We start from the raw sequence: 22,670 nt of genomic DNA, 5'->3' as shown, positions 1-22,670 counted from the left end.
CTTAGCTTGATTTTACTTGAAATTTACTCAGTTATCTTCTCCACCAATTTTGACTTAAAATGAAAGACAATTTGAAAAAAATCCATACTTCCACTATAACATAGACAAGCTACTTTGACTAGCATTTTCACTTGAATCTGAGGCCTTTGGGAAAATAATTTTTCAAAACATTTCCAGTCACCTTAGCAAAGCCCAAACCATTGCCTTGAACCAAAACTTGGTACCAACCATTTGGCATACTTTCCGATAGCTGAACGGTTTCTCCTGCCACATACTTTACAAATTCCTCTTGGTCAATTTCAACCGACTGCTTGACCTGACTCGGTTTCAAGGCTAGACCAAGAGCAAAACTGGGTTCAAAACGTTTCTTCTTAAAAGTGCCCAGATGCAGGCCATTCCGAGCAATCTTGAGTTTTCCTAAATCTGGCAAAAGTTCTGGCAGGAGATAGAGTTGGTCCCCAAAAGTCTGCAAGATACCCCTTAGATTGATTTTCAAATGTTTTTGGGCAAATTCCTGCCACAAGGCAACTTGTTCTCGGCTGAGATTGCTCTTACTTGCCTTACATTTTGGTCCTGGATTTTCACCTTTAAATTGTAGATGAGCTACAAACTGACCCTCTCCCTTAAACTGATGAGGATACATCCGAGCCGTTTCTGGCAGGTCAATTCCAGCTACCATTCCATTGATATGCTCTACTGGCAACAAGTCAAAATCATACTCTTCCAGCAGCCAGTTGACAATCTCTTCGTTTTCCTCTGGTGCCCAGGTACAGGTCGAATAAACCAAACGACCACCTTCAGCTAGCATGGTTACTGCATCTTCCAGAATTTCTCTTTGCAAGCTAGCACATTGGCTCGGATAATCAAGGCTCCAATAGTCCATAGCATCTGGTTGCTTACGGAACATCCCTTCCCCTGAGCAAGGGGCATCTAGGACAATGAGGTCAAAATAGCCTTTAAAGACCTTGGACAAACGGTCAGCAGATTCATTGGTCACCACGACATTTGTCGCTCCAAAGCGCTCCATGTTTTCTACTAAAATCTTAGCCCGTTTGCTTGAAATTTCATTGGAAACAAGAAGCCCTTCCCCTGCTAGATAGGCTGCTAATTGAGTTGATTTACCACCCGGTGCAGCGGCCAAATCCAAAACCTTCATTCCAGGACTAGGCTGGGCTACCTGAGCCACCATTTGAGCAGCGGGTTCTTGCGAATATACTAAACCTGTAGCATGCTCAGGCGATTTACCTGAAACCTTCCCATAGTGTCCCCAAGGGGTTTGAGGAATGGCATCAGAAAAGGAAAGTTGCTCTTCTTTTAAGGGATTGACCCGAAAGGCCGAAACCGCTTCCTCCTCAAAAGAGGCAAGAAAATCTCTTGCCTCATCTCCTAGTATCTCTTCATATTTTTCAACAAATCCTTCTGGAAATTGCATTTAAGTTCTTTTCCTTTCGTAAATATAGGACTGAATTTCCTCCTGCATCTCAAGAGGTAGCATCATGACCGGTTGTCTGGTTTGAAAATCAGGAGCTTCACCAGAAAGAGTCACAACCTCATAGCCCAGACTTTCCCCTAAAATACTAGCCGCAGCATAATCCCATGGTTGCAGATAAGTGACATAGGTCAACAAACGCCCTGATAAAATCTTGGCAAAACTAATGGCCGCACTCCCATAGACACGTACACCTAGTACGGCTCGACTCAAATCAGCCAGTCCCCATTCATTGGTTTCTAGCATACCACTATTTCCTGCAATGAGAAAATCTCCAAGGGGTTTTGCTTTAAAGGGAGCTAGGGGCTTATTATTTAGATAAACTGGAAAGGTACCACCACCGTGATAACAATCCCCTTTGACCACATCATAAATCAGTCCAAACTGCCCCTGACCATTTTCAAAATAAGCCATCATAACAGCAAAATCTTCCTGCTGGGCGACAAAATTATTGGTCCCATCAATGGGATCAATAACCCAAACCTTGCCCTCTTGAACCGAAGCACGCAAACAGCCCTCCTCAGCACAAATCTTATCCTCAGGATAACGAGACAAAATCTCACCAACCAATAGCTCCTGAACTTCCTTGTCCAGTCTGGTCACCAAATCTGTTGGAGAGGACTTGATCTCAACACACAAGTCTTCCTGCATGTGGTCAAGGATGTACTGGCCTGCTTTCTTGACAAGCTCTTTGGCAAATTCAAACTTACTTTCCAAGAGAAATCTTTCCTTCCCCTTTTTCCTTGGCAGCCTGTACTGCTCGGTAAAGCGAATAGCCACTGACCGTTTCAAATTCTCGCCCCAAACGTTTCTCTTCGCTCTTGCTTGGCACGACCGCCTTGAATCCCTTATAGGAGTCCAGTAACTTTTTAGCCTCTACCTTGCCCTCATAGGCAGCTTCAACATCATTAAAAAAAGAAAGCACTGAAGCAAGTTCTTCAGTGCTCCACGACAAATCTAGTGGGTAACTATACTGTTTGTTCATTAACTAATACCAGCTCTCATTCTTGCTTCTTTTAGTTCTTGCTTACGGTAACTACGAGGGAGAAAAGCACGAATCTCATCTTCATTAAAACCGATTTGCATACGTTTGGCATCGATAATAATTGGACGACGCAAAAGACTAGGATACTGCTCAATCAAATGAAGCAACTCCGATACCGAAATACTCTCTACATCAATATTCAATTTTTGAAAAATTTTTGAACGAGTTGAAATGATGTCATCAGTACCATTTTCGGTCAAGGAAAGGATGTGTTGCAATTCTTTTCTTGTTAAAGGACTGGTCATAATATTGTGTTCCACAAAGGGAACCTTATGTTTTTCTAACCAGGCTTTAGCCTTACGACATGATGTACAGCTCGGTGATAGAAATAGTGTAATCATGCTTTTCTCTTCTTATCTATACTTTGCTACTTCTATTATACAAAAAAATAAAGCGCTTGACTAGATATTTTTAGAAAAAAAGCCTATTTTTTCAAGAAAAATAGACTGTTTGCGAACGATTGATACAATTGGATTTAGTTAATTCATTCTTAACGATAGTTTCAAATGATATACAATTTTATATATACAAATTAAAAACAGCTTTCGGTTCACTTCCTACGACTTTTCAGACACAGATAGCCAAAGAAGCTTTCATAGAGGGCAAAAAAGAGGAGGAAGGCATGAAGGAAGAAGGTCTCTGGTAAAATCAGAATAACCGGATCCTTGGCTGGGTCAAAAAGCCAGGTATCATCTCCCACAAAGAGAATTTGATGAAAAAGAGTAAAGAATTGGTCAAAACCAATCAACACTCCCCCAAGCCCAATCAGTAAAGGCAAAACTACTAGAGTCAAAAGCCCCTTACTGAATAAAGATAAAAAGCCCTTTTTCACAATCCCTTTGACAAAGAAATAGAAGCTTGGTAGTGTCACTAGGCCAACTAGCTGAACCAGGTGAAAGAGATTCTTGACCACCGCAAAGTGGTGCAGACCAGCTGCTGACGAACGAAAATCAGGCATCTCTAGGACTTTGCTAAAAGGATTGGTCAGGTAATTCATCAAGATATGAAAGTTGTACTGAATGGTTTCTGATTTTAGATAGACTCGATTCGTTAAGTTTAGCCACTGAATTTCCAGCGGATAAAAAATCCAAGCCAAATAAATGGTCAGAAGGATAGAAAGAGAGAGGAGAAAGAGCATAGAGCTCCAAAAAGTCAATTTAGTTTTCATCAAAGTTCCACTCCGCAAGGCTAGAAACCACATGAGTCGGTGCGATTGGCAGGCTTGCTACTTCTTCTGCCTTAGTAAAACCTGTCGTCACCAAGAGCGTTGGAATGCCATTGTCAATCCCAGCTCGAATATCAGTCAGGTAGTTGTCCCCAACCATAATCAACTCTTCACGTTCTAAGCCTAAGTGCTCAACCGCCTTGTCCATAATGATGGCATTTGGTTTTCCAATATAAACAGGCTTCACTCGTGTTGCTACTTCAAGCAGCGTAATCAGTGAACCAGCACCAGGCAAAAGACCACGCTCTGTCGGGATATTGAGGTCAGGATTGGTTCCGATAAAATGAGCTCCCTTTTGGATAGCTAGAGTTGCTGTGGCAAATTTTTCATAGTCGACTTGCCAATCCAGACCAACTACCACATAGGCAGGATTTTCCTTGTCTTCCACATAGCCAGCCGCCTTGATGGCTTCCTTGAGCCCTGCTTCTCCGATAACATAGACGGTCTTTTCAAGCCCCAAATCATTCATATAGTCGATAGTCGCCAAAGTCGCTGTGTAGACAGTTGATAGGGGCGTATCGATATTAAAATTCTGAGCCAACATCTTCTGAACACTCTCTGGAGTGCGGGTTGTATTGTTGGTTACAAAGAGATAGGGAATGTCCCGCTTTTGCAATTCATGGACAAAAGCTTCTCCTGCTGGAATTCGGTCTTTTCCCTTATAAATCGTTCCGTCTAAATCAAGTAAATAGCCTTTATATTTCATATTTTTCTCTAATCCTTCTTCATTTCTTGCCAAGTGATGATAGCTTGGGCATTGGTAGCACCGTCGCTTGTAATCTCATGCTTGCTTTCCAGTCCAGTCCGTTCAACAACCGATGTAATCACCCCACCTGGTCGAACTTCCTTGACATACTTGAGGTTGATTTTCTTGGGAATATAGTGGGTCAAAAAGTCCGCTCCCATGACCTCAAAAATCCAGTCCAAGTATTTACTGTTATTGACATGGCCATTCATATCCAAGTCGTAAAAACGAACATGGTAATCCTTGCTGATTGGATCGTTCAATGACTCATACTTTGGCCCACGGATAAGCTTTTTATCAAAATCAGACTGGTAAGGAGCCACAATATCAGGTTCAACAGCATGAACTTTTCGACTGTCTCGATCCATGAGAACAAAGGTCGCCATCATGTGAATGAGTTCTTGACCTGCTTCATCATAAATAGTAAAGCGACGGTAGCAAAAGAGCCGATTGTAGCTCAAAGCTTCTGTTTCGATGGTGATTTCTTCCGCAAAACGAGGCAAACGAACAACCTCAATATCATAATCTGTGATAATCCAGACCAGATTATGCTCTTCTAAAATTGCCTTATCACTAACTCCTAACTCAATCGACTGCATCCCTGAAACTTGCAGGGATAGCAAAATCACATCTGGAAGCTTGATATGACCGTTCATATCAGCCATATCAAAAGGAATTTTCATTTTCATTTGATAAGTTAAGCCCATCATCCTACTCCAAAATAAATCGTTCTGCTACAGTATCTCCTAAAAAGAGACCTCTTTTTGTCATACGCACGCGGTCACCCTCAACCTGCATGAGGCCTTGTTGCACCAAGTCTCTGACAATTTCTCCATAAAGTCCATCAAAAGACCGACCGAATTTTTCCTCAAATCGCACCATGGAAACTCCTGATTTCTTGCGGAGGCCCAAGAACATTTCCTCTTCCATTTGCTCCTTTTGACTCAGGTGTTCTTCTGTGATCCGAGCATTGCCTTCCTCAACTGCACTGAGATAATGACGAATGGGACCATGGTTTTTATAGCGCACTCCATTGACATAACCAGATGCTCCAGCACCGATGCCATAGTATTCAGCATTGTCCCAGTACATGAGATTGTGACGACTTTCAAAACCAGGCTTTGAGAAATTGGAAATCTCATAATGCTCAAAACCTGCTCTCTCCAACTCCGCGATGATGTACTCGAACATCTCCGCTTCCAGTTCCTCCTTAGGCAGAGGCAATTTCCCTCGTCTCATACGGTTCATAAAGACAGTATGATTTTCTAAAATCAAGCTATACAAACTCATATGTGGAATATCCAGTCCAATGGCCTTAGCCACATTTTCCTTGACCTGCTCCATGGTCTGACCAGGCAACGCATAAATCAAGTCGATAGAGATATTGTCAAAACCAGCCAATTTCAGGCGGTCGATATTTTCATAAATATCCTTCTCCAAATGACTGCGCCCAATCTTTTTCAGCATTTTGTCGTCAAAGGTTTGCACACCTAGCGAAACACGATTGACAGCCGAGTTCTTCAAAACAGCAATTTTATCCGCATCCAAGTCCCCTGGATTTGCCTCAATGGTCAACTCTTCTAAGACAGACAGGTCCAAGTTTTTAGTCAAGCCCTTCAATAACACCTCTAGTTGCGTAGCCGACAGGGCTGTCGGTGTTCCACCACCGATATAGAGGGTTCTCAACTTTTGAATATCATAAGAACGAAATTCTTCTAACAGATGCTCTAAATAACTGTCGACTGGCTGATTCTTGATAAAAACTTTTGAAAAGTCACAATAATAACAAATCTGGGTACAAAATGGAATGTGCACATAGGCTGACGTTGGTTTTTTCTGCATAGTAATTATTATACCACAAAAGCGAACAATACTTAGAATTCCCTTTAACAAAATCCTAGCATTGTTCGCTTTCTTTATCTAAACATTCTTTGTATTTTATGACGAACACGATTCCCAGAACCAATCTAGTTTGTCTTTACAATACAAAAGAATGAATGTTCATTTGACTAAATTTTTAGTCTTCTTTTTTCTTTCTAAGAGCAAGTCCGAGACCACTTAGAATACCAAGAAGTCCTAGAGATGCAAGAGTCGCATTTGATTCTGTTCCTGTATTTGGCAATACATTTTGAGAATCATTTGATTTAGCTCCGTTATCACTAGCATCTGTAGTATCTTCATGATCTGCATTCGGTGTAACTGCATCTGGAATTGGAGTTGTTGGTGCAGGCATAGGCGCAGGTGTATCTTGACCAGAATCTCCATCAGTAGAAGGTGGGACTGGCGTATCAGGTGTCACTGGTGCAACTGGAATTGTATCTGTTGGTGTTGCTGGTGTTACCTTAGCTGGAGTTTCTACTGGAACTTCTACAGCTGGTTGACCTGGTTCAGTAATCTTACCTGTACCTGGAACTTTACCGTCTGGTAATTCACTGTTTGGTATTGTAGCTTTTCCGTCTTGTCCAATTATTACGACAATTGGTATGCCATTCTTACCTGGAATTTCTACCTTCGTTCCTGGTGGATATGTTGAACCATCTGGTTTCTTAGGCGTTACTGTAACGTCACCTGTATTTGGATCTTGATAAACATCTAGTGTTGGTGTCTTACGGGCTGGGGTTGTTACAATTACTTCTACAGGATCTTTTCCTGGTTCCGTAATCGTTCCTTTTCCTGGTTCTATTCCATCTGGTAAATCTTTATTAGGTATAGTTCCTTTTCCGTCTTTTCCAATTATTACGACGATAGGTTTACCATTCTTACCTGGTATTTCTACCTTAGTATTTTCTGGATATAGTGTTCCATCTGGTTTCTTAGGTGTTACCGTCACATCCCCTGTATTTGGATCTTGATCCAACTCTACTGTTGGTGTCTTACGAGCTGGGGTTGTTACATCCACCGGATTAGATGGTTTCTTACCTGGTTCTGTTACGGTTCCTTTTCCTGGTTTAGCTTCTTTTGGAAGTTGATCATTTGGAACTGTTCCTGATCCATCTTTTCCGATTGTCACAATTATAGATGTTCCATTTTCTCCTGGAATTTTCACCCTAGTACCTTCTGGATAGGTTGTTGTTCCATCTGGTTTCTTAGGTGTTACCACAGCATCTCCATTTGGTTTTATTGTGATTTCAATTGTACCTAATTCTGCCGTTTCTGGCGCAGTAGGATCAATTTTTTTCGGTGTTTCTACCTTAACTTCAACTGTTGGATTACCTTGTTCCTTAATCCTACCTGTTCCCGGAGTATCTTCATCAGGTAAATCATTATTTGAAACTGTTCCTGTTCCATTATTTCCGATTGGTACAACGATTGGTTTGCCATCTTTCCCTGGAATTTCTACCGTAGTTCCTGGTGGATATGTTGAACCATCTGGTTTTTTCGGTGTGACGGTGACATTTCCTGTAGCTGGATCTTGTGTCAGCACTACTGTTGGAGTCTTACGAGCAGGTGTCGTTACAGCTACTGGTTGTGACGGTTTCTTATTCGGCTCTGTTACAATTCCTTTTCCTGTGACAGCTTCTTTTGGAAGTTTATCATTTGGAACTGTTCCTGAGCCGTTATCTCCAATCGTTACAAGAATTGGTGTCCCATTTTCTCCTGGAATAACTACTTTTGTTCCTGGTGGATATGTTGAGCCATCTGGTTTCTTCGGTGTAACTACAGCATCTCCATTTGGATTTCTTGTAATTTCAATCTTACCTGGTTGCTCTGTTTGAGGAGCAAGTGGATTGATTTTACCTGGTGTTAGCACTTGAGCTTCAGTAGTTGGTTTTCCTGGTTCTGTAATCTTACCTGTTCCAGGTACATTTCCATCTGGTAAGTCATTATTAGGAATAGTACCTTTTCCATCTTCCCCAATTGTTACGACAATTGGATTTCCATTCTTACCTGGGATTTCAACCTTAGTTCCTGTTGGATATGTTCCTCCACCTGGCTTCATAGGAATTACTGTTACATCTCCAGTATTTGGATCTTGATCCAAACGTATAGTTGATGGCTTACGAGCAGGTGTCGTCACATCCACTGGTTGTGATGGTCTAGCTCCCGGCTCTGTTACTGTTCCTTTTCCTGGCACTTCATCTTTAGGAAGTTTGTCATTCGGAACTATTCCAAAACCATCTTTTCCGATTGTTACAACAATAGGTGTTCCATTTTCTCCTGGAATTTTCACAGTTGTTCCTGGTGGATATGGTATTCCATCCGGTTTCTTAGGTGTAACTACGGCATCTCCATTTGAGTTTCTTGTGATGTCGATTTCAGTTGGTTGTTCCGTCGCTGGATGATTTGGATTGATTTTTTTCGGTGTTTCAACATTGACAACCACCTCAGGTTTTCCATCTTCTTTAATCTTACCTGTTCCTGGAGTATCCTCATCAGGTAAATCATTATTCGGAACTGTACCTTTGCCATCTTTGTCAAGTGTTACTTCAATCGTTTTTCCATCTTTTCCTGGAATTTCTACCTTAGTTCCTGGTGGATATGTTGTTCCATCTGGTTTCTTAGGCGTTACCGTTACATCTCCTGTATTTGGATTTTGTTCCATTTCCACTGTTGGTGTCTTACGAGCTGGTGTTGTTACAGCAACTGGTTGTGATGGTTTCTTATTTGGCTCTGTTACTGTTCCTTTTCCTGGTACTTCATATTTTGGAAGTTGGTCATTCGGTACTTCTCCTGAACCATTTTCTCCTATCGTCACTACGATGCTTGTTCCATTTTCTCCTGGAATTTTCACTTTAGTATCTTTAGGATAATTTTTTCCATCTGTGGTCTTAGGTGTAACTACAGCATCTCCATTTGGTTTTCTTGTGATTTCAATTGTACCTACTTGTGCTGTTTCTGGTGCATTAGGATCAATTTTCTTCGGTGTTTCTACCTTAATCTCTACCTCTGGTTTTCCATCTTCTTTAATCTTACCTGTTCCTGGCGTATCTGTTTCTGGTAAATCATTATTAGGAACGTTTCCTGTTCCTCCTTCACCGATTTCTACTACAATTGGGTTGCCATTTTTACCTGGAATTTCTACTTTCGTTCCTGGTGGATATGTTGTTCCATCTGGTTTCTTAGGTGTTACCGTTACATCTCCAGTTTTTGGATCTTGATCTAATTGTAATGTTGGCACTTTTTTAGCTGGTGTTGTAATGTCCACTGGTTGTGATGGTTTTTGATTTGGTTCTTTAATGATAGCTGTTCCTGGTACATCTCTTTCTGGTAAATCACCATTTGCAACTGTTCCTGAACCATTTTCACCAATTGTTACTTCAATCGTTTTTCCATCTTTTCCTGGGATTGTTACAATAGTTCCTGTTGGATATGGGGAACCGTCTGGTTTCTTCGGTGTTACTGTCACATCTCCAGTGCTTGGATTTTGAGTCAAGTCTACCGTTGGTGTCTTACGAGCTGGTGTTGTTACGTCTACTGGTTTTGATGGTTCTTTATTTGGCTCTGTTACGACACCTTGTCCTGGTACTTCACCCTTTGGAAGATTGTCATTTGGTACAGTTCCTGAGCCATTTTCACCTATCATTACTACTATTGTTGTTCCATTTTCTCCTGGAATTTCTACCTTCGTATCTTTAGGGTAAAGTGTTCCGTCTGGTTTCGTTGGTGTCACTACTACATCACCATTGTCCTTACGAGTCATTCCTATCTTAGGAGTTTGTGTCGTAGCAACTTTTGGATTTGTTCCGTTTTTCTTTTCTTCCTCATCTGAAATTCCATCATTATCATCATCCGTATCTGTCACATCTGGATCTCCATCTCCATCTGTATCACGTTGGATAATAACTGGTACTTCTACACGTATTTCTTCATCCCCATTCTTCACTTTAACTGGAATGTTTACTTTACGTTCTTCATCACTACCCCAATCCGTTACGCTTGGTCTTCCTGTTAATTTACCATCTTCACCAACACTTAATCCATTTACTGGGTTTTCTGTTGTAATTGTTGAACCGTCTTTATTCGGTGTGACAACTCTCGGTAATGTTGAAGGAACTGGTGTCTTTTCTGTAACTTTAACTGGATCTGAAACTTTTGCAGTTAGATTGTCTGCATTTTTTGGATCTGTTCCATTTGCTTTTTCAACTTCATCTGGAATTCCATCGTTATCATCATCTGTATCTGTAACATCTGGATCTCCGTCTCCATCTGTGTCACGTTGGATTGTTACTCGAACTGTTACGTCTTTTTCTTCCCTTACTTCTTGTTTACCATTTTCTGTGAATTTTTCTACAACTTTAGTAACTTTAACAGGGATATCGATAGGGCGTTCTTCTTCCTCTTTATCCCAATCATTTACTGTTGGGATTCCTTCCAGTTCGCCTTTATCATTGACTTTTAGACCGTTCACTGTTCCATTTGGGGCGTTTGTTACAATCGTTGAACCTTCTTTATTTGGAGTTACAACTTTTATTGGAGTAACTGGTTGTTTCTCCTTCACTTTGTCTGGATTTGTAACTGCTACTTCTAAATCATTTGCAACTTTTGGATCTGTTCCGTTTGTATCCTCTACAGTGTCTGGAATTCCATCGTTATCATCATCTGTATCCTCAACATCTGGTATTCCATCACCATCTGTATCACGTTGGATTGTGACTGGAACTTTTACTATGATTTCTTTATCACCATTTTTTACTTTAACCGGAATTAAGATATGACGTTCTTCTTCGTCTTTTTTCCAATTATCTACTGACGGTGTTCCTTCTAAGTTGCCTTCATTATTGACTTTCAAGCCATTCATTGGATTTTCTGTCGTAATTGCTGAATTTGGCATATTCGGTGTAACAACTCTTGTTGGAGTAACTGGGCTTTTCTCTTTAACTTTAGTTGGTGCAGCAACTATTGCTGTTAGATTATCAGGAACTTTTGGATTTGTTTTATTACTTTTCTCCACATCATCTGGAATGCCATCATTGTCATCATCTGTATCTAAAACATCTGGAATTCCATCTCCATCTGTATCACGTTGGATTGTGACTGGAACGTTTTCCTCAACTTCTTCTTTTTTACCATCTTTTTCTCTCGTTACTTTAACTGGGATACTGATAGTTTTTTCTTCTTCATCATTACCCCAATTTTCCACTGTTGGAATTCCTGTTAATTTTCCTTCTCCATTAACTGTCAGACCGTTCACTTCTGGCGTAGTTGTAGTAATTGTTGCATCTTTTTTATTTGGAGTGACAACTTCTTTTGGAGTAACTTCTTTTTTCTCCAGCACTACATTCGGTTTTGTAACTTTCACACTTAGTCCGTCTGCAGTTTTTGAATCTGTTCCATTATTCTTTTCATCTTCATCTGAAATTCCATCGTTATCATCATCTAAATCGTCAACGTCCGGAGTTCCATCGTTATCTGTATCACGTTGGATTGTCACTGGAACATGTACCGTAACTTCCTCTTTTGGAGTTCCATCTTTTTCTCTCGTAATTTTAACAGGAATTGTGATATTACGTTCTTCTTCTCCGCCAACCCAATCATTTACGGTTGGTGTTCCTTCTAATTTACCTTCTCCATTCACTTTCAATTCATTTACTGGATTTTCTGTTGTAATTGTTGAACCTTCTTTATTTGGCGTTACAACTTTTGGTAAAGTCGTCGGTACTGGAGTTTTTTCTTTCACTTTAGCTGGAGCTGTAACGATTCCTGTCAGACCATTTGCTACTTTTGGATCTGTTCCATTTCTCTTTTCATCGTCATCTGAAATTCCATCGTTATCATCATCTGTATCTGTCACATCTGGATTGCCATCTCCGTCTGTATCGCGTTGGATTTTAACCGGTACACTTACATTAGCTTCTTCCGAATCCTTCTTAACTTTTACTGGGATAGTAATATCACGTTCTTCTTCACCTTCACCCCAAGAGTCTACTTTTGGAGTTCCTGTTAAACTTCCATTATTATCAACGGTTAATCCATTTACAGAAGCTGGTGTTTCAATCGTTGATCCTGTCTTATTTGGTGTAACAACTCCTGGTTCAGTCACTTGTTTATTCTCAGTAACAGTAGATGGTTTTACTGCTCCTGTTAGACCATATGAGGTTGGCTTGTCTGGTTTATCAAAAATCTTTGGATCTGTTCCCTTTGCCTTTTCTTCCTCATCCGTAATTTTGTCACCGTCATCATCTGAATCTGTAGTGTCTGGTTCTCCATCTCCATCCGTATCACGTAAAATTGTAACTGGTACGCTTACTGTGATTTCTTCGTTTCCATTCGTAACTTTAACTGGAATTGTGATAGCACGTTTTTCTTCGTCTTTGCCCCAATTTTCTACTTTTGGCGTTCCTGTTAATTTACCTTCTCCATTAACTGTTAATCCATTCACTTCATCTGGCGTTGCAATCGTTGAACCCTCTTTATTTGGTGTGACAACTTTTTTAGAGTCAACTGCACGTTTCTCCAAAACTTCATTTGGTTTCGTAACTTCTGCTGTCAAATTCGTAGGTACACTAATATTTACACTAACGTTATCTGTTGTTTTATCTGGATACTCTACCACAACAACTGCCGAGACAGTTTGTCCACCTTGGCTCGTATCTGGTGGCGTTAACCAATGATATTTTGTTCCTTGTGGCAAATCTTGTTTGTTTCCAATACTATCTTCTGCGTTAGGTGTTGAGTTTTTAGGAACTGTTCGATTGATTCCTACTGGGTTATACTTGTCATTTTGTCCTTTAACTACAATTTCAATTGTTTTTTCAGCCTTATTATCATTCTTATCATAAGCTGTAATCGTTACTTTTGTTACTCCTGGGGCTCCAGTTGGAGTTCCTACGATTTGATTATTTTCAAATTTCAATCCCTCTGGTAATCCTGTTACTTCGATTGGAGTATCTTCACGCATTCCAACTCCGCCATCGTTATCTGTAGCTGTTACTGGAATTGGCGTAATTTCCTCATGACTTGTAACTGTTGCTCCACCCGCTGAAATAGTTGGTGCTGTCTTATCTCGTGGTGTTACATCAAACGAGAAAATCACTGGTGTAGCTTTATTTCCTGCATCATCTGTTGCGTTAAATATAATTGTATTTTGTTTACCAACATCTTCAGCTATAGTATTAATTGTAATCTCTATTTCTTTTTCTTTTTCTGTATTTTTCACATATCTAGACGACACTACTCCTGTTGTTCCAACATTGTACCTCTTAAAATATTTAGCTAAAAATTCAGTCGCTTCAAAAGTAACATTTTTATCATCTTTTGCTTTTACTCTAAATGTTATAGTTTCGCCTTCTACTACTTTTAGGTTGTTAGCAGATAGTGTTAAAATAGGTGGTTCATTATCTGGTGTTTTCGCCTTGTCTGTTGCAGGATCTGAATCATCACTCGTTCCGTTTTTCGTGATAGCTTTTACAACTGTTTCATTTTTTACTTTTTCAGCAGGGATTGTAATTTCACCTGTGTCTGCATTGATTTTGATTTCTGTATCATCTGAAGTCCATTGACCAAATTTGTCTTTCGTTCCTACTACTGTTTTTGGTGAATCATCTTCTCCTGTATAAGTAACCGTTATTTTATCTGCTTTTTCAGGGTCTTGTGGTTTTGCTGTTACAGATCCATCTTCTTTTGCTACTACTGTTGGAGTTGCTGGTTTTGGTGCTTTTGCAGTTTCTGATGCAGGATCTGAGTCAACACTATTGCCATTTTTTGTGATGGCTGTTACTACGGTATTATCTCTCACCTTGTCAGCTGGAATTGTGATTGCACCTGTATTTGCATCAATAGTTACACCTGGATTATTCTCAATAGTCCATGTGTTATCATTTCCTTTATTACCTACTACCGTTACATTTGTTCCATCTTCGTCTTTATAAGTAACCGTAATTTTATCTGCTTTAGCTGAATCTTGTGGTTTTGCTGTTACATCACCAGTGTTTGGTGCCGTTACAATTGGTTTTTCAGGTTTTGGTGCTTTTGCAGTTGCTGTTGCTGGAGTTGATTCATCACTGTTTCCCATTGTTGTAACTGCTGTTACTTCTGTATTGTCTTTGACTTTATCAGCTGGAATTGTGATTGCACCTGTATTTGCATCAATTTGGACTTCTGGATTATTCGTAACAGTCCACGTTCCATTTTTTCCTTTATTTCCTTCAGCCGTCTTTTTCGAACCATCCTCATCTGTGTAGCTAACTTTAATTTTATCTACTTTCGTTGAATCTTGTGGTTTCGCTGTTACAGATCCATCTTCTTTTGCTGTTGCCGATGGAGCTTCTGGTGTTTTTTCCTTATCTTCTAAAACATGCACAGGTGCATCTACAATAAATGTTCCACGTTCTGGAATAATGACTTCCACTTTACCATACACAGGTACATTTGGTGCTGTAGGTCTTGATACATCTGGATCTTTAAACCAACGGTATGTTGTACCAGCAGGTAAGTCTTTTGTATTAGCAATACTATTAATTGCATCTGGAACGACACCTTTATTAGTTGTTTGCTCTTTAGATACTGGTTTAAGATTATATTTAGCTGCTTCGTCTGGTTTCAACGGTAATACACCGATAATTGCATTTTCACCAGTTCTATAGCGTCTATATCCACCCTCTGTATATCCTCCATAAGCAAGGAATGGGTCATTGGCTAGACGTTTTTTTATTTCGTCAAGCATAGGGTTATTAGTGTTTTTATCTCCCCAATCCGACATAATACTATCATTTAGCTCTTTTCCTTCAAGAATTTTCGTCTTGAAAGTAATAATTGAACGTTGCCCTGCAACTACGTTCATTCTGTCTTCTATAACACCTCGAACAAGATTGTATTCAAGACCATCTTTACGAATCCCCAATATATCACTAACACGAGAAAAGGCATCGTTGTTAGGTTCTGTACCATCTCCGCTATTTTTACGATAAATATTAAACCTCCAATTATTCAGTCTAGTACCAGCCTCTGGGTTTATATATTTAAGCCATCCGTCTACATTTTCAGTATAAGCCGCCCCTGAACGTCGGACGCCATCTTTTACATAAGCACGAAAAGCAGAGTGTTCATACTCCCATGCTGATGCACTAACATAATCCTTATGGAAGGTCTGTTTTCCATCTTGGTATTTTGTATACGTAAATTCATAAGGATCTCCAACCGTACGTGGAATCGCAAGTGAAATTTTTTTAGAAACACCAGCCAATCCATTTGGTCTTGGCCCTGAATCTAATATCCAGTAATAATATTTATCCCCATTATTTTCAATACGCATTTCACGGTAAACACGAATATTGTCATAGGCTTGATCAGCAGTTCCCTTACTTACGAAGGCATATTGTTTTGTATCTGGAGAGAACACGTCACGATGTGAATAGTTAATCATAGGGTTTTTAATCCAACCAACCCCGAAGTCTGTTACTTTCGTGTTACGTACTGTACTTGTTCCACGACCAACTTCTTGACCATTCTTTTTGATAACAGTTGTAACAACCGCATCGTTTACCATTAAGTTCGTATCAACATTCACTGTAAAGTAACCATTTGTTTGCGATCTGGTAGTATAAGTTTTTCCTCCGACTGTTACTTCAACATCTGCTTCTGCCGCTGTGTATCCATCAACTTGAGCAATTCCTGCTAAACTATCATTAAAAGCTACTGTGTCTGTTTGTTTTACTGTAGTAGTAGTAACAGTTTGGCCATTAACCACTAATTCAACCACATCTCCAACTTCAATACCTGGAGCATTTAATTTGAAGGCTCCTGTGTCATCTAATTTAGAAGTCAGCACAGTTGTACCATTTCTCTTAATCTCAATTTTTGAAGATGGTATTGCATATCCTGTAATAAATCCAGAGTTGGCTACAACGATTCCTAATTCACCACGTTTGGTATTTTTATCAATAGGTGCTGAGCGAAGATCAGATCCTTCTTCCATGGTTTCGCCATTACGTGAATCACGAGACCCAGTATTAGCAATCGTATTTTTGCCTTCTTTTACTACTTTTTCAGGAGCATTAGCCTTCGGCATTGAAGATAATACAAACAATTTACCGCTAAGCGTTTTAGATGCCGCATCTACTTCAGCTTGTGTTAACTCAAGACTATTGTTATTAAGCACACTATTAGCTGCTTCTAAATCTGCTTGGATTGCAGCAAGGGTCGAAGCTGGAGCTTTTTCTTTGTTGACTTTATCTAAGAGTTCTTGAACGCTTGTGATACTAGCTTGTAACTGAGACTTATCTAATGTTTGTTTCTCCGTCACTTCATCACCACTAGCATCTTTCGTTACAGTTATGGCGCTAGTAGATGTGCCGTTAGTTAGAGGATTAGCCTCTAAGGATTCTTGATTTTTAGCTGGTTCTTCTATTTTCTCAGTTTCCTTGATTTCCTCATTTTTTGATGTTGGAGCAGGCTCTATCAGAGGCGCTTCCTCCTCATTTGGATTCGGTGCGCCTATGGTAGGTTGGTTTTTAGTATCTACAGCATCCGCACTAACGGCATGCGTACCTAAAAACATCAATGCCGCAACAGCTACTGAAGCTGCACCAAAGCTATATTTACGAATCGAAAAGCGCAGTACCTTTTCACGTTGCTGTCGATTTACTTTATATGAATTCGATTTGTGTTCCATTTCTCCTCCTAAGGAAAATATAATAAAAAAGCAATCTTTATAACTTCAACTCCTTAAAAAGAGTTAAGATACAAAAATCACTATGATGATTGCTATAGGCAAATAACATCACAGCTATCACAGCTATCACAGCTATCACAGCTATCACAGCTATCACAGCTATCACAGCTATCACAGCTATCACAGCTATCACAGCTATCACAGCTCAATTATACTATTTTCTACATACTTAATCAAATATTTGGCCTTATATTCTTTAAAATTCGAAAAATATTGTATATTTAAGTATAACATTGTGAATATATTGATATTTTTTAAAAACAACTCTATTCACAAAAAAATAGATTATACTTATCTATTTTCAAAAATCATTAAATTTCTTTTTATTTAAGGTTTTATCCACATAAAAAAAACCTATAAGCTCTATAGAGGTATAATCCACTAGAGAGTTTATAGGACCTAGAATAGTTATTATTTCTTTTATTCTTCTGTTATGTCAATCACAATCTCTTCTGATTCATCAAGAGTTTCGGCCTTTTCTTGCCATTGCTCCTTGAGATTATTGAATCGATCTTTTGATGCTTCAGTCGCTTGGCGAGCACATGATTTGGCTTGAGCAAGTACACTGTCCACAGTGATTTCACCTGACTCAACCTGTTCTTTGGTTTTAAGAACAAAATCTGTAGCTTGCTCCTTAACTTCTGTCAGTTTTTCACAGACCTGCTCCTTGGCATACTCTGGATCTTCTCGCAAATCATCTAGAAAATCTTGAGCCTGACTGCGAACTTGTTTGCCCTTGTCACTTGTTAAAAACAAGGCAAGAGCTGCACCTGAAACGGTTCCTAAAAGGATAGAGGATAATTTACCCATAAGGATTCTCCTTTTTTATTTTTTGAAAAATTTACTTGCAAGACGAAGAGCTGACAAACTTGCCCCAGTCTTGAGTGTTTTTGAACCAGCTGATGAAGCTTTCTTGCTCAAGACACGCGCTTGACCATTGAGATCTGATACGGATACAGATAAGTCGGCAACTGCAGTGAAGAGTGGATCAATCGTTGCCATCTTGACATTGATATCATCTGCCAAGACATTGACCTTAGCCAGCAACTCATTGGTGTGATGCAAGGTCACATCCACATCTGAAGTCAAGGTTTTAATCGTCTGCTCTGTTTCGTCAATAACACGACCAAGCTTTTGTACAGTGATAATCAGATAAACCAAAAAGACAATCAAAGCAAGGGCTACAAGAATATATGCAACTTCTAACATTTAGTTTTCCTCCTCTGTAATATAGTAAGGGGCCTTCTTTCGATTTTGATATAGAATGATAAAAATACCGAGACCAATAAGGACAAATGATAGCCATTGGGACACTCGAAGACCAAAGAACATGAGGCTATCTGTCCGCATGCCTTCGATGACCATACGACCGAAACCATACCAAATCAAGTAAAAGGCCGTGATATGACCTCGTCTGAGACTCTTCCATTTTCGTCTGAATATCAAAATCAAGGCAAAGCCAAGCAGATTCCATAGAGACTCATAAAGGAAGGTCGGTTGACGGTAGCTCCCCTCAATATACATCTGGTCACGGATAAAGGCAGGTAGATAATTCAAATTATCCACTGCTGCACCATAAGCTTCTTGGTTAAAGAAATTGCCCCAGCGACCCAAACTTTGGGCTATCATGACGCTAGGCGCCGCAATATCTAGGAAATCCCAAGTGTTGATGAGTTTGCGATCAGCAAAGATATAGAGTACAAGAGCCCCAGTTATCAAACCACCGTAGATGGCCAAACCACCATTCCAAATGGCAAAAATCTCTCCTAAATTCTGACTATAATAATCCAAACGGAAAATGACATAGTAGAGACGAGCTCCTAAAATAGCCAAGGGAAAGGCTATCAAGATAAAATCTAAAATATCGTCTGGTATGATCTTCTTTCTAGGCGCTTCTTTCATGGTCAAATAAACCGCAAGAATCAAGCCTGTCACAATACACAAGGCATACCAACGAATGGCTAGAGGGCCTAGTTGAATAGCAATTGGATCAAGCATTAGGCACCTCATTTCGAGCGATGAGACTTGTCAGCCGTTCTTCGAACAAACGAGTCGCATCAAAGCCCATTTCCTTGGCACGATAATTCATGGCAGCTGCCTCAATCACGACAGAAATATTACGACCTGTTTTCACTGGAATACGGATACGAGGAATGGCTACACCAGAAATTTCTAATTCCTCTGCATTGTTTCCAAGACGATCAAAAGTTTTATGCGTATCGTAATTTTCCAAATAGACAGCAAGCTGAACCTGTGAAGAATCCTTGACAGCACTGGCACCGTAGAGACTCATAACATCGATAATCCCAACCCCACGAATTTCAATCAAGTGTTTCAAAATTTCAGCTGGTTCACCCCAAAGAGTAATCTCGTCCTTGGCAAAGATATCGACCCGGTCATCAGCTACCAAACGGTGACCACGTTTGACAAGCTCCAGACCTGTCTCACTCTTACCGATTCCACTATCTCCCTGAATCAATACACCCATCCCATAGATATCCATCAAGACACCGTGCACACTGGTACGTTCTGCCAAACGAGAATCCAGATAGCTAGATAACTCTCCAGACAAACGACTAGTAGCCGTACGGCTGGTTAAAATAGCAATCTTACATTCTCTAGCAGCCTTTAACATCTCCTCTGGAACCACCAAACCACGGGCAACAATGACCGCAGGTGTCTCAGGTAGAAACATTTTTTTCAAAACTTCATAACGGCTATTAGAAGGCATGCTGATCAGATAAGACCACTCCTTCATTCCCAAGAGCTGGATTCGCTCTGGCGTATAGTAGTCAAAGTAGCCTGTCATTTCAAGACCAGGTCGTGTAATATCCGCTGTATTGATTTCCTTTTCAAGCAATTCTGGTTCGCCATAGACAATGTCTAGTCTAAGCTTTTCAATCACTTCTTTTACTAAAACCGACATCATTTCCTCCTTCAAATGAGTTCTTTTTACTATTATATCAAATTGTCCTTAGAAGTTTCAGATTTTTGCAGGCTTTGGAGTATTTATTTATACTCAATGAAAATCAAAGAGCAAACTAGGAAACTAGCCGCAGGTTGCTCAAAACACGGTTTTGAGGTTGTGGATAAGACTGACGAAGTCAGCTCAAAACACTGTTTTGAGGTTGTAGATGGAACTGACGTAGTCAGTATCCTACACATACGGCAAGGCGACGTTGACGTGGTTTGAAGAGATTTTCGAAGAGTATTAAAAGAAAAAAGACTAGATTTCTCTAGCCTTTCATTTCAAATTAGAATTTTTTACGTTTACGAGCTGCTTCTGATTTACGTTTACGTTTTACAGAAGGTTTTTCATAGAATTCACGTTTGCGTGTTTCTTGAAGAGTACCAGCTTTAGTAACCGCACGTTTGAAACGACGAAGTGCGTCGTCAAGAGATTCATTCTTACGTACTACTGTTTTAGACATTTTTTTCACTCCCTTCAAGTTCAATATCTATTTCATTCTACACGTAAAAGGAATAATTGTCAAGCAAAAATGCGGTTTAATTTTGATTTTTTCTTACATTTATACAAGAGTTGAAAGCGTTCAACAGAACATTGCTTTTTATTTTTCAAGTAAGCTGAGCGCTTCAGCATCTGCGATAATGGTCACATCAGGGTGATTTTGGAGGCTACTTGCTGGTAAGTTCTCAGTCACTGGACCAGACACTGTTCCGGCAATGGCTTCTGCTTTCGACTCACCGTAAGCAAAGAGAAGGATTGACTTGGCATCCAAAATGTTTTTAATCCCCATTGAAATGGCTTGGGTTGGGACGTCTTCAATCTTGTCAAAAAAGCGCGCATTGGCTTCAATAGTAGACTGGTCAAGTTCTACTAAATGCGTTTGACTGTCAAATGGAGTACCAGGTTCATTAAATCCGATATGTCCATTGCGACCGATTCCCAAGATTTGCAGATCAACTGGATGGTCAGCCAAAATTTGGTTGTAGCGGTCAACTTCAGCTTCAGCATAATCCTTAACACCACGAGGCAAGAAACTTTCTTTAAATGGTTTTTGGTTGAACAAGTTTTCTTGCATGAAGTGACGATAAGACTGAGGATTGTCGCCATCAAGGCCTACATACTCATCAAGGTTGACACTGGTTAGATTTGAAAAATCAAGGTCACTCTCAACAATTTCCTTGTAAAATTCAAGTGGACTGCTTCCTGTCGCAAGTCCTAGAGTTTGAGCGCCGTTGTTCAATTTTTCCTTCAAAATCTCAAAAGCAACTTTTCCACCTTCGATTTGGTTTTCAACTTTAATAACTTTCATCTTTTCATCCTCCATTTCTATCTATATTTATTATATGGTATAGACCAATTTTTGTCAAGTGAAAACGATTTAATTTTCAAAAAAAGAGCGTCCAAACTTGAAACATGTTATAATGGATAGGATTAGAACTTAGAAAGAATGAACAGATATATGAATACAGCTGATTTTGATTTCCACTTACCCGAGGAATTGATTGCCCAAACGCCCCTTGAAAAACGGGATGCTTCTAAACTCCTCATTGTCAACCGTGAGACGGGAGCAATGCAGGATAAGCACTTCCACTCTATTATTGATATGCTGGAACCTGGTGATGCTCTTGTTATGAATGACACCCGTGTTCTTCCTGCCCGCCTCTATGGTCAAAAAGAGGAGACAGGAGGCCATGTAGAGCTTCTCCTGCTAAAAAATACTGCTGGTGATGAGTGGGAAGTTCTGGCTAAACCTGCCAAACGCCTCAAGATTGGTACTCGTGTTAGCTTTGGTGACGGCCGTCTCAGCGCTGTCGTTACGGAAGAATTGACTCACGGAGGCCGCATTGTCCGCTTTGAGTACCAAGGAATTTTCCTAGAAGTCTTGGAAAGTCTAGGAGAAATGCCATTACCACCTTATATCCATGAAAAACTGGATGACCGTGAACGCTATCAAACTGTTTACGCCAAGGAAAGTGGCTCTGCTGCTGCACCGACTGCTGGTCTTCACTTCACCAAAGAACTACTGGCAGAAATCCAAGCTAAGGGTGTTCATCTAGTCTATCTGACTCTTCATGTCGGACTCGGAACCTTTAGACCCGTTTCAGTTGACAATCTGGACGAACACGAAATGCACTCAGAATTCTACCAGCTTTCTGAGGAGGCTGCTAGCACCCTTCGCTCTGTTAAGGAAAATGGTGGTCGCGTCATCGCTGTTGGAACCACTTCTATCCGTACCTTGGAAACTATTGGTTCCAAGTTTGACGGGCAAATCCAAGCAGATTCTGGCTGGACCAATATCTTTATCAAACCTGGGTATGAGTGGAAGGTCGTGGATGCCTTCTCAACCAACTTCCATCTGCCAAAATCAACTCTGGTCATGTTGGTTTCTGCCTTTGCTGGCCGTGAATTAGTCTTAGATGCCTACCACCATGCCATCCAAGAACACTATCGCTTCTTTAGTTTTGGCGATGCCATGTTTATTTATTGAGAAGGAATTTCTCTAAATCTTCTAATACCAATAAATCGCTAAGATATTATATCTACAATAGATTGCGTTGACTCTCCAAATTGATTCATCTATATTTTAT

Annotated in this window: 16 protein-coding genes and 1 pseudogene; 2 read left to right on the top strand and 15 right to left on the bottom strand. The window is 40.0% G+C overall.

Translation table 11 applies throughout. The features are described 5' to 3' along the window. Window positions 1-127: 127 nt before the first annotated feature. The 13 genes and pseudogenes from HT711_RS00305 to hprK form a co-directional block, all read right to left on the bottom strand. Entirely contained in the window at window positions 128-1,432 is a 1,305-nt protein-coding gene (locus HT711_RS00305; protein WP_173233341.1) for an RsmF rRNA methyltransferase first C-terminal domain-containing protein, read from the bottom strand. Further along, window positions 1,433-2,206 (bottom strand): inositol monophosphatase family protein, encoded by a 774-nt coding sequence (locus tag HT711_RS00300; protein ID WP_173233339.1) that lies wholly within the window; start codon window positions 2,204-2,206, stop codon window positions 1,433-1,435. After that, a complete protein-coding gene (locus HT711_RS00295; protein WP_001041974.1) occupies window positions 2,196-2,474 on the bottom strand; it encodes a UPF0223 family protein in 279 nt (92 codons plus the stop codon). Before HT711_RS00295 ends, HT711_RS00300 begins: the two co-directional genes overlap by 11 nt. Next, a complete protein-coding gene (locus HT711_RS00290; RefSeq protein WP_000631259.1) occupies window positions 2,474-2,875 on the bottom strand; it encodes a Spx/MgsR family RNA polymerase-binding regulatory protein in 402 nt (133 codons plus the stop codon). The genes HT711_RS00295 and HT711_RS00290 overlap by 1 nt, the downstream gene beginning before the upstream one ends. 209 nt (window positions 2,876-3,084) lie before the next feature. Further along, complete coding sequence (locus tag HT711_RS00285) at window positions 3,085-3,702, bottom strand: TIGR01906 family membrane protein (protein ID WP_173233337.1); 618 nt, start codon at window positions 3,700-3,702, stop codon at window positions 3,085-3,087. After that, window positions 3,692-4,465: a TIGR01457 family HAD-type hydrolase gene (locus tag HT711_RS00280; RefSeq protein WP_173233335.1), complete on the bottom strand. Its 774-nt coding sequence runs from the start codon at window positions 4,463-4,465 to the stop codon at window positions 3,692-3,694. Before HT711_RS00280 ends, HT711_RS00285 begins: the two co-directional genes overlap by 11 nt. Window positions 4,466-4,473: 8 nt before the next feature. Then, complete coding sequence (locus HT711_RS00275) at window positions 4,474-5,211, bottom strand: acyl-[acyl-carrier-protein] thioesterase (protein ID WP_173233333.1); 738 nt, start codon at window positions 5,209-5,211, stop codon at window positions 4,474-4,476. A 4-nt stretch (window positions 5,212-5,215) separates the two neighbouring features. Continuing rightward, on the bottom strand, window positions 5,216-6,346 hold the full coding sequence (gene hemW, locus HT711_RS00270; protein ID WP_173233331.1) for a radical SAM family heme chaperone HemW: 1,131 nt from the start codon (window positions 6,344-6,346) through the stop codon (window positions 5,216-5,218). A 175-nt stretch (window positions 6,347-6,521) separates the two neighbouring features. After that, a complete protein-coding gene (locus HT711_RS00265) occupies window positions 6,522-17,054 on the bottom strand; it encodes a YSIRK-type signal peptide-containing protein (protein WP_173249666.1) in 10,533 nt (3,510 codons plus the stop codon). Between the two features lie 480 nt (window positions 17,055-17,534). Continuing rightward, window positions 17,535-17,924 (bottom strand): YtxH domain-containing protein, encoded by a 390-nt coding sequence (locus HT711_RS00260; RefSeq protein ID WP_173249665.1) that lies wholly within the window; start codon window positions 17,922-17,924, stop codon window positions 17,535-17,537. Beyond that, window positions 17,897-18,323, bottom strand: a pseudogene (locus tag HT711_RS00255) (DUF948 domain-containing protein). Before HT711_RS00255 ends, HT711_RS00260 begins: the two are co-directional and overlap by 28 nt. Beyond that, window positions 18,324-19,112: a prolipoprotein diacylglyceryl transferase gene (lgt, locus tag HT711_RS00250; protein WP_173249664.1), complete on the bottom strand. Its 789-nt coding sequence runs from the start codon at window positions 19,110-19,112 to the stop codon at window positions 18,324-18,326. After that, on the bottom strand, window positions 19,105-20,040 hold the full coding sequence (gene hprK, locus HT711_RS00245) for an HPr(Ser) kinase/phosphatase (protein ID WP_173249663.1): 936 nt from the start codon (window positions 20,038-20,040) through the stop codon (window positions 19,105-19,107). Before hprK ends, lgt begins: the two co-directional genes overlap by 8 nt. A gap of 96 nt (window positions 20,041-20,136) precedes the next feature. Here hprK and HT711_RS11140 point away from each other — a divergent pair, with 96 nt between their 5' ends. Further along, window positions 20,137-20,307, top strand: a complete 171-nt coding sequence (locus HT711_RS11140; protein ID WP_240148973.1) for a hypothetical protein — start codon at window positions 20,137-20,139, stop codon at window positions 20,305-20,307. Between the two features lie 61 nt (window positions 20,308-20,368). On the opposite strand, the gene rpsU is transcribed toward HT711_RS11140, so the two are convergent. Together rpsU and HT711_RS00235 are read right to left on the bottom strand one after the other, a co-directional pair. Further along, entirely contained in the window at window positions 20,369-20,545 is a 177-nt protein-coding gene (gene rpsU, locus HT711_RS00240; RefSeq protein WP_000048054.1) for a 30S ribosomal protein S21, read from the bottom strand. A gap of 138 nt (window positions 20,546-20,683) precedes the next feature. Beyond that, on the bottom strand, window positions 20,684-21,391 hold the full coding sequence (locus tag HT711_RS00235; protein WP_173249662.1) for a glucosamine-6-phosphate deaminase: 708 nt from the start codon (window positions 21,389-21,391) through the stop codon (window positions 20,684-20,686). 150 nt (window positions 21,392-21,541) lie between these two features. Here HT711_RS00235 and queA point away from each other — a divergent pair, with 150 nt between their 5' ends. After that, window positions 21,542-22,570, top strand: coding sequence for a tRNA preQ1(34) S-adenosylmethionine ribosyltransferase-isomerase QueA (queA, locus tag HT711_RS00230; RefSeq protein WP_173249676.1), 1,029 nt, complete (start codon window positions 21,542-21,544; stop codon window positions 22,568-22,570). Window positions 22,571-22,670: the final 100 nt, after the last annotated feature.

Source organism: Streptococcus sp. 1032, assembly GCF_013277015.1.
In the GTDB taxonomy this organism is placed as follows: domain Bacteria; phylum Bacillota; class Bacilli; order Lactobacillales; family Streptococcaceae; genus Streptococcus.
This window is presented reverse-complemented; position numbering and strand designations above follow the sequence as displayed.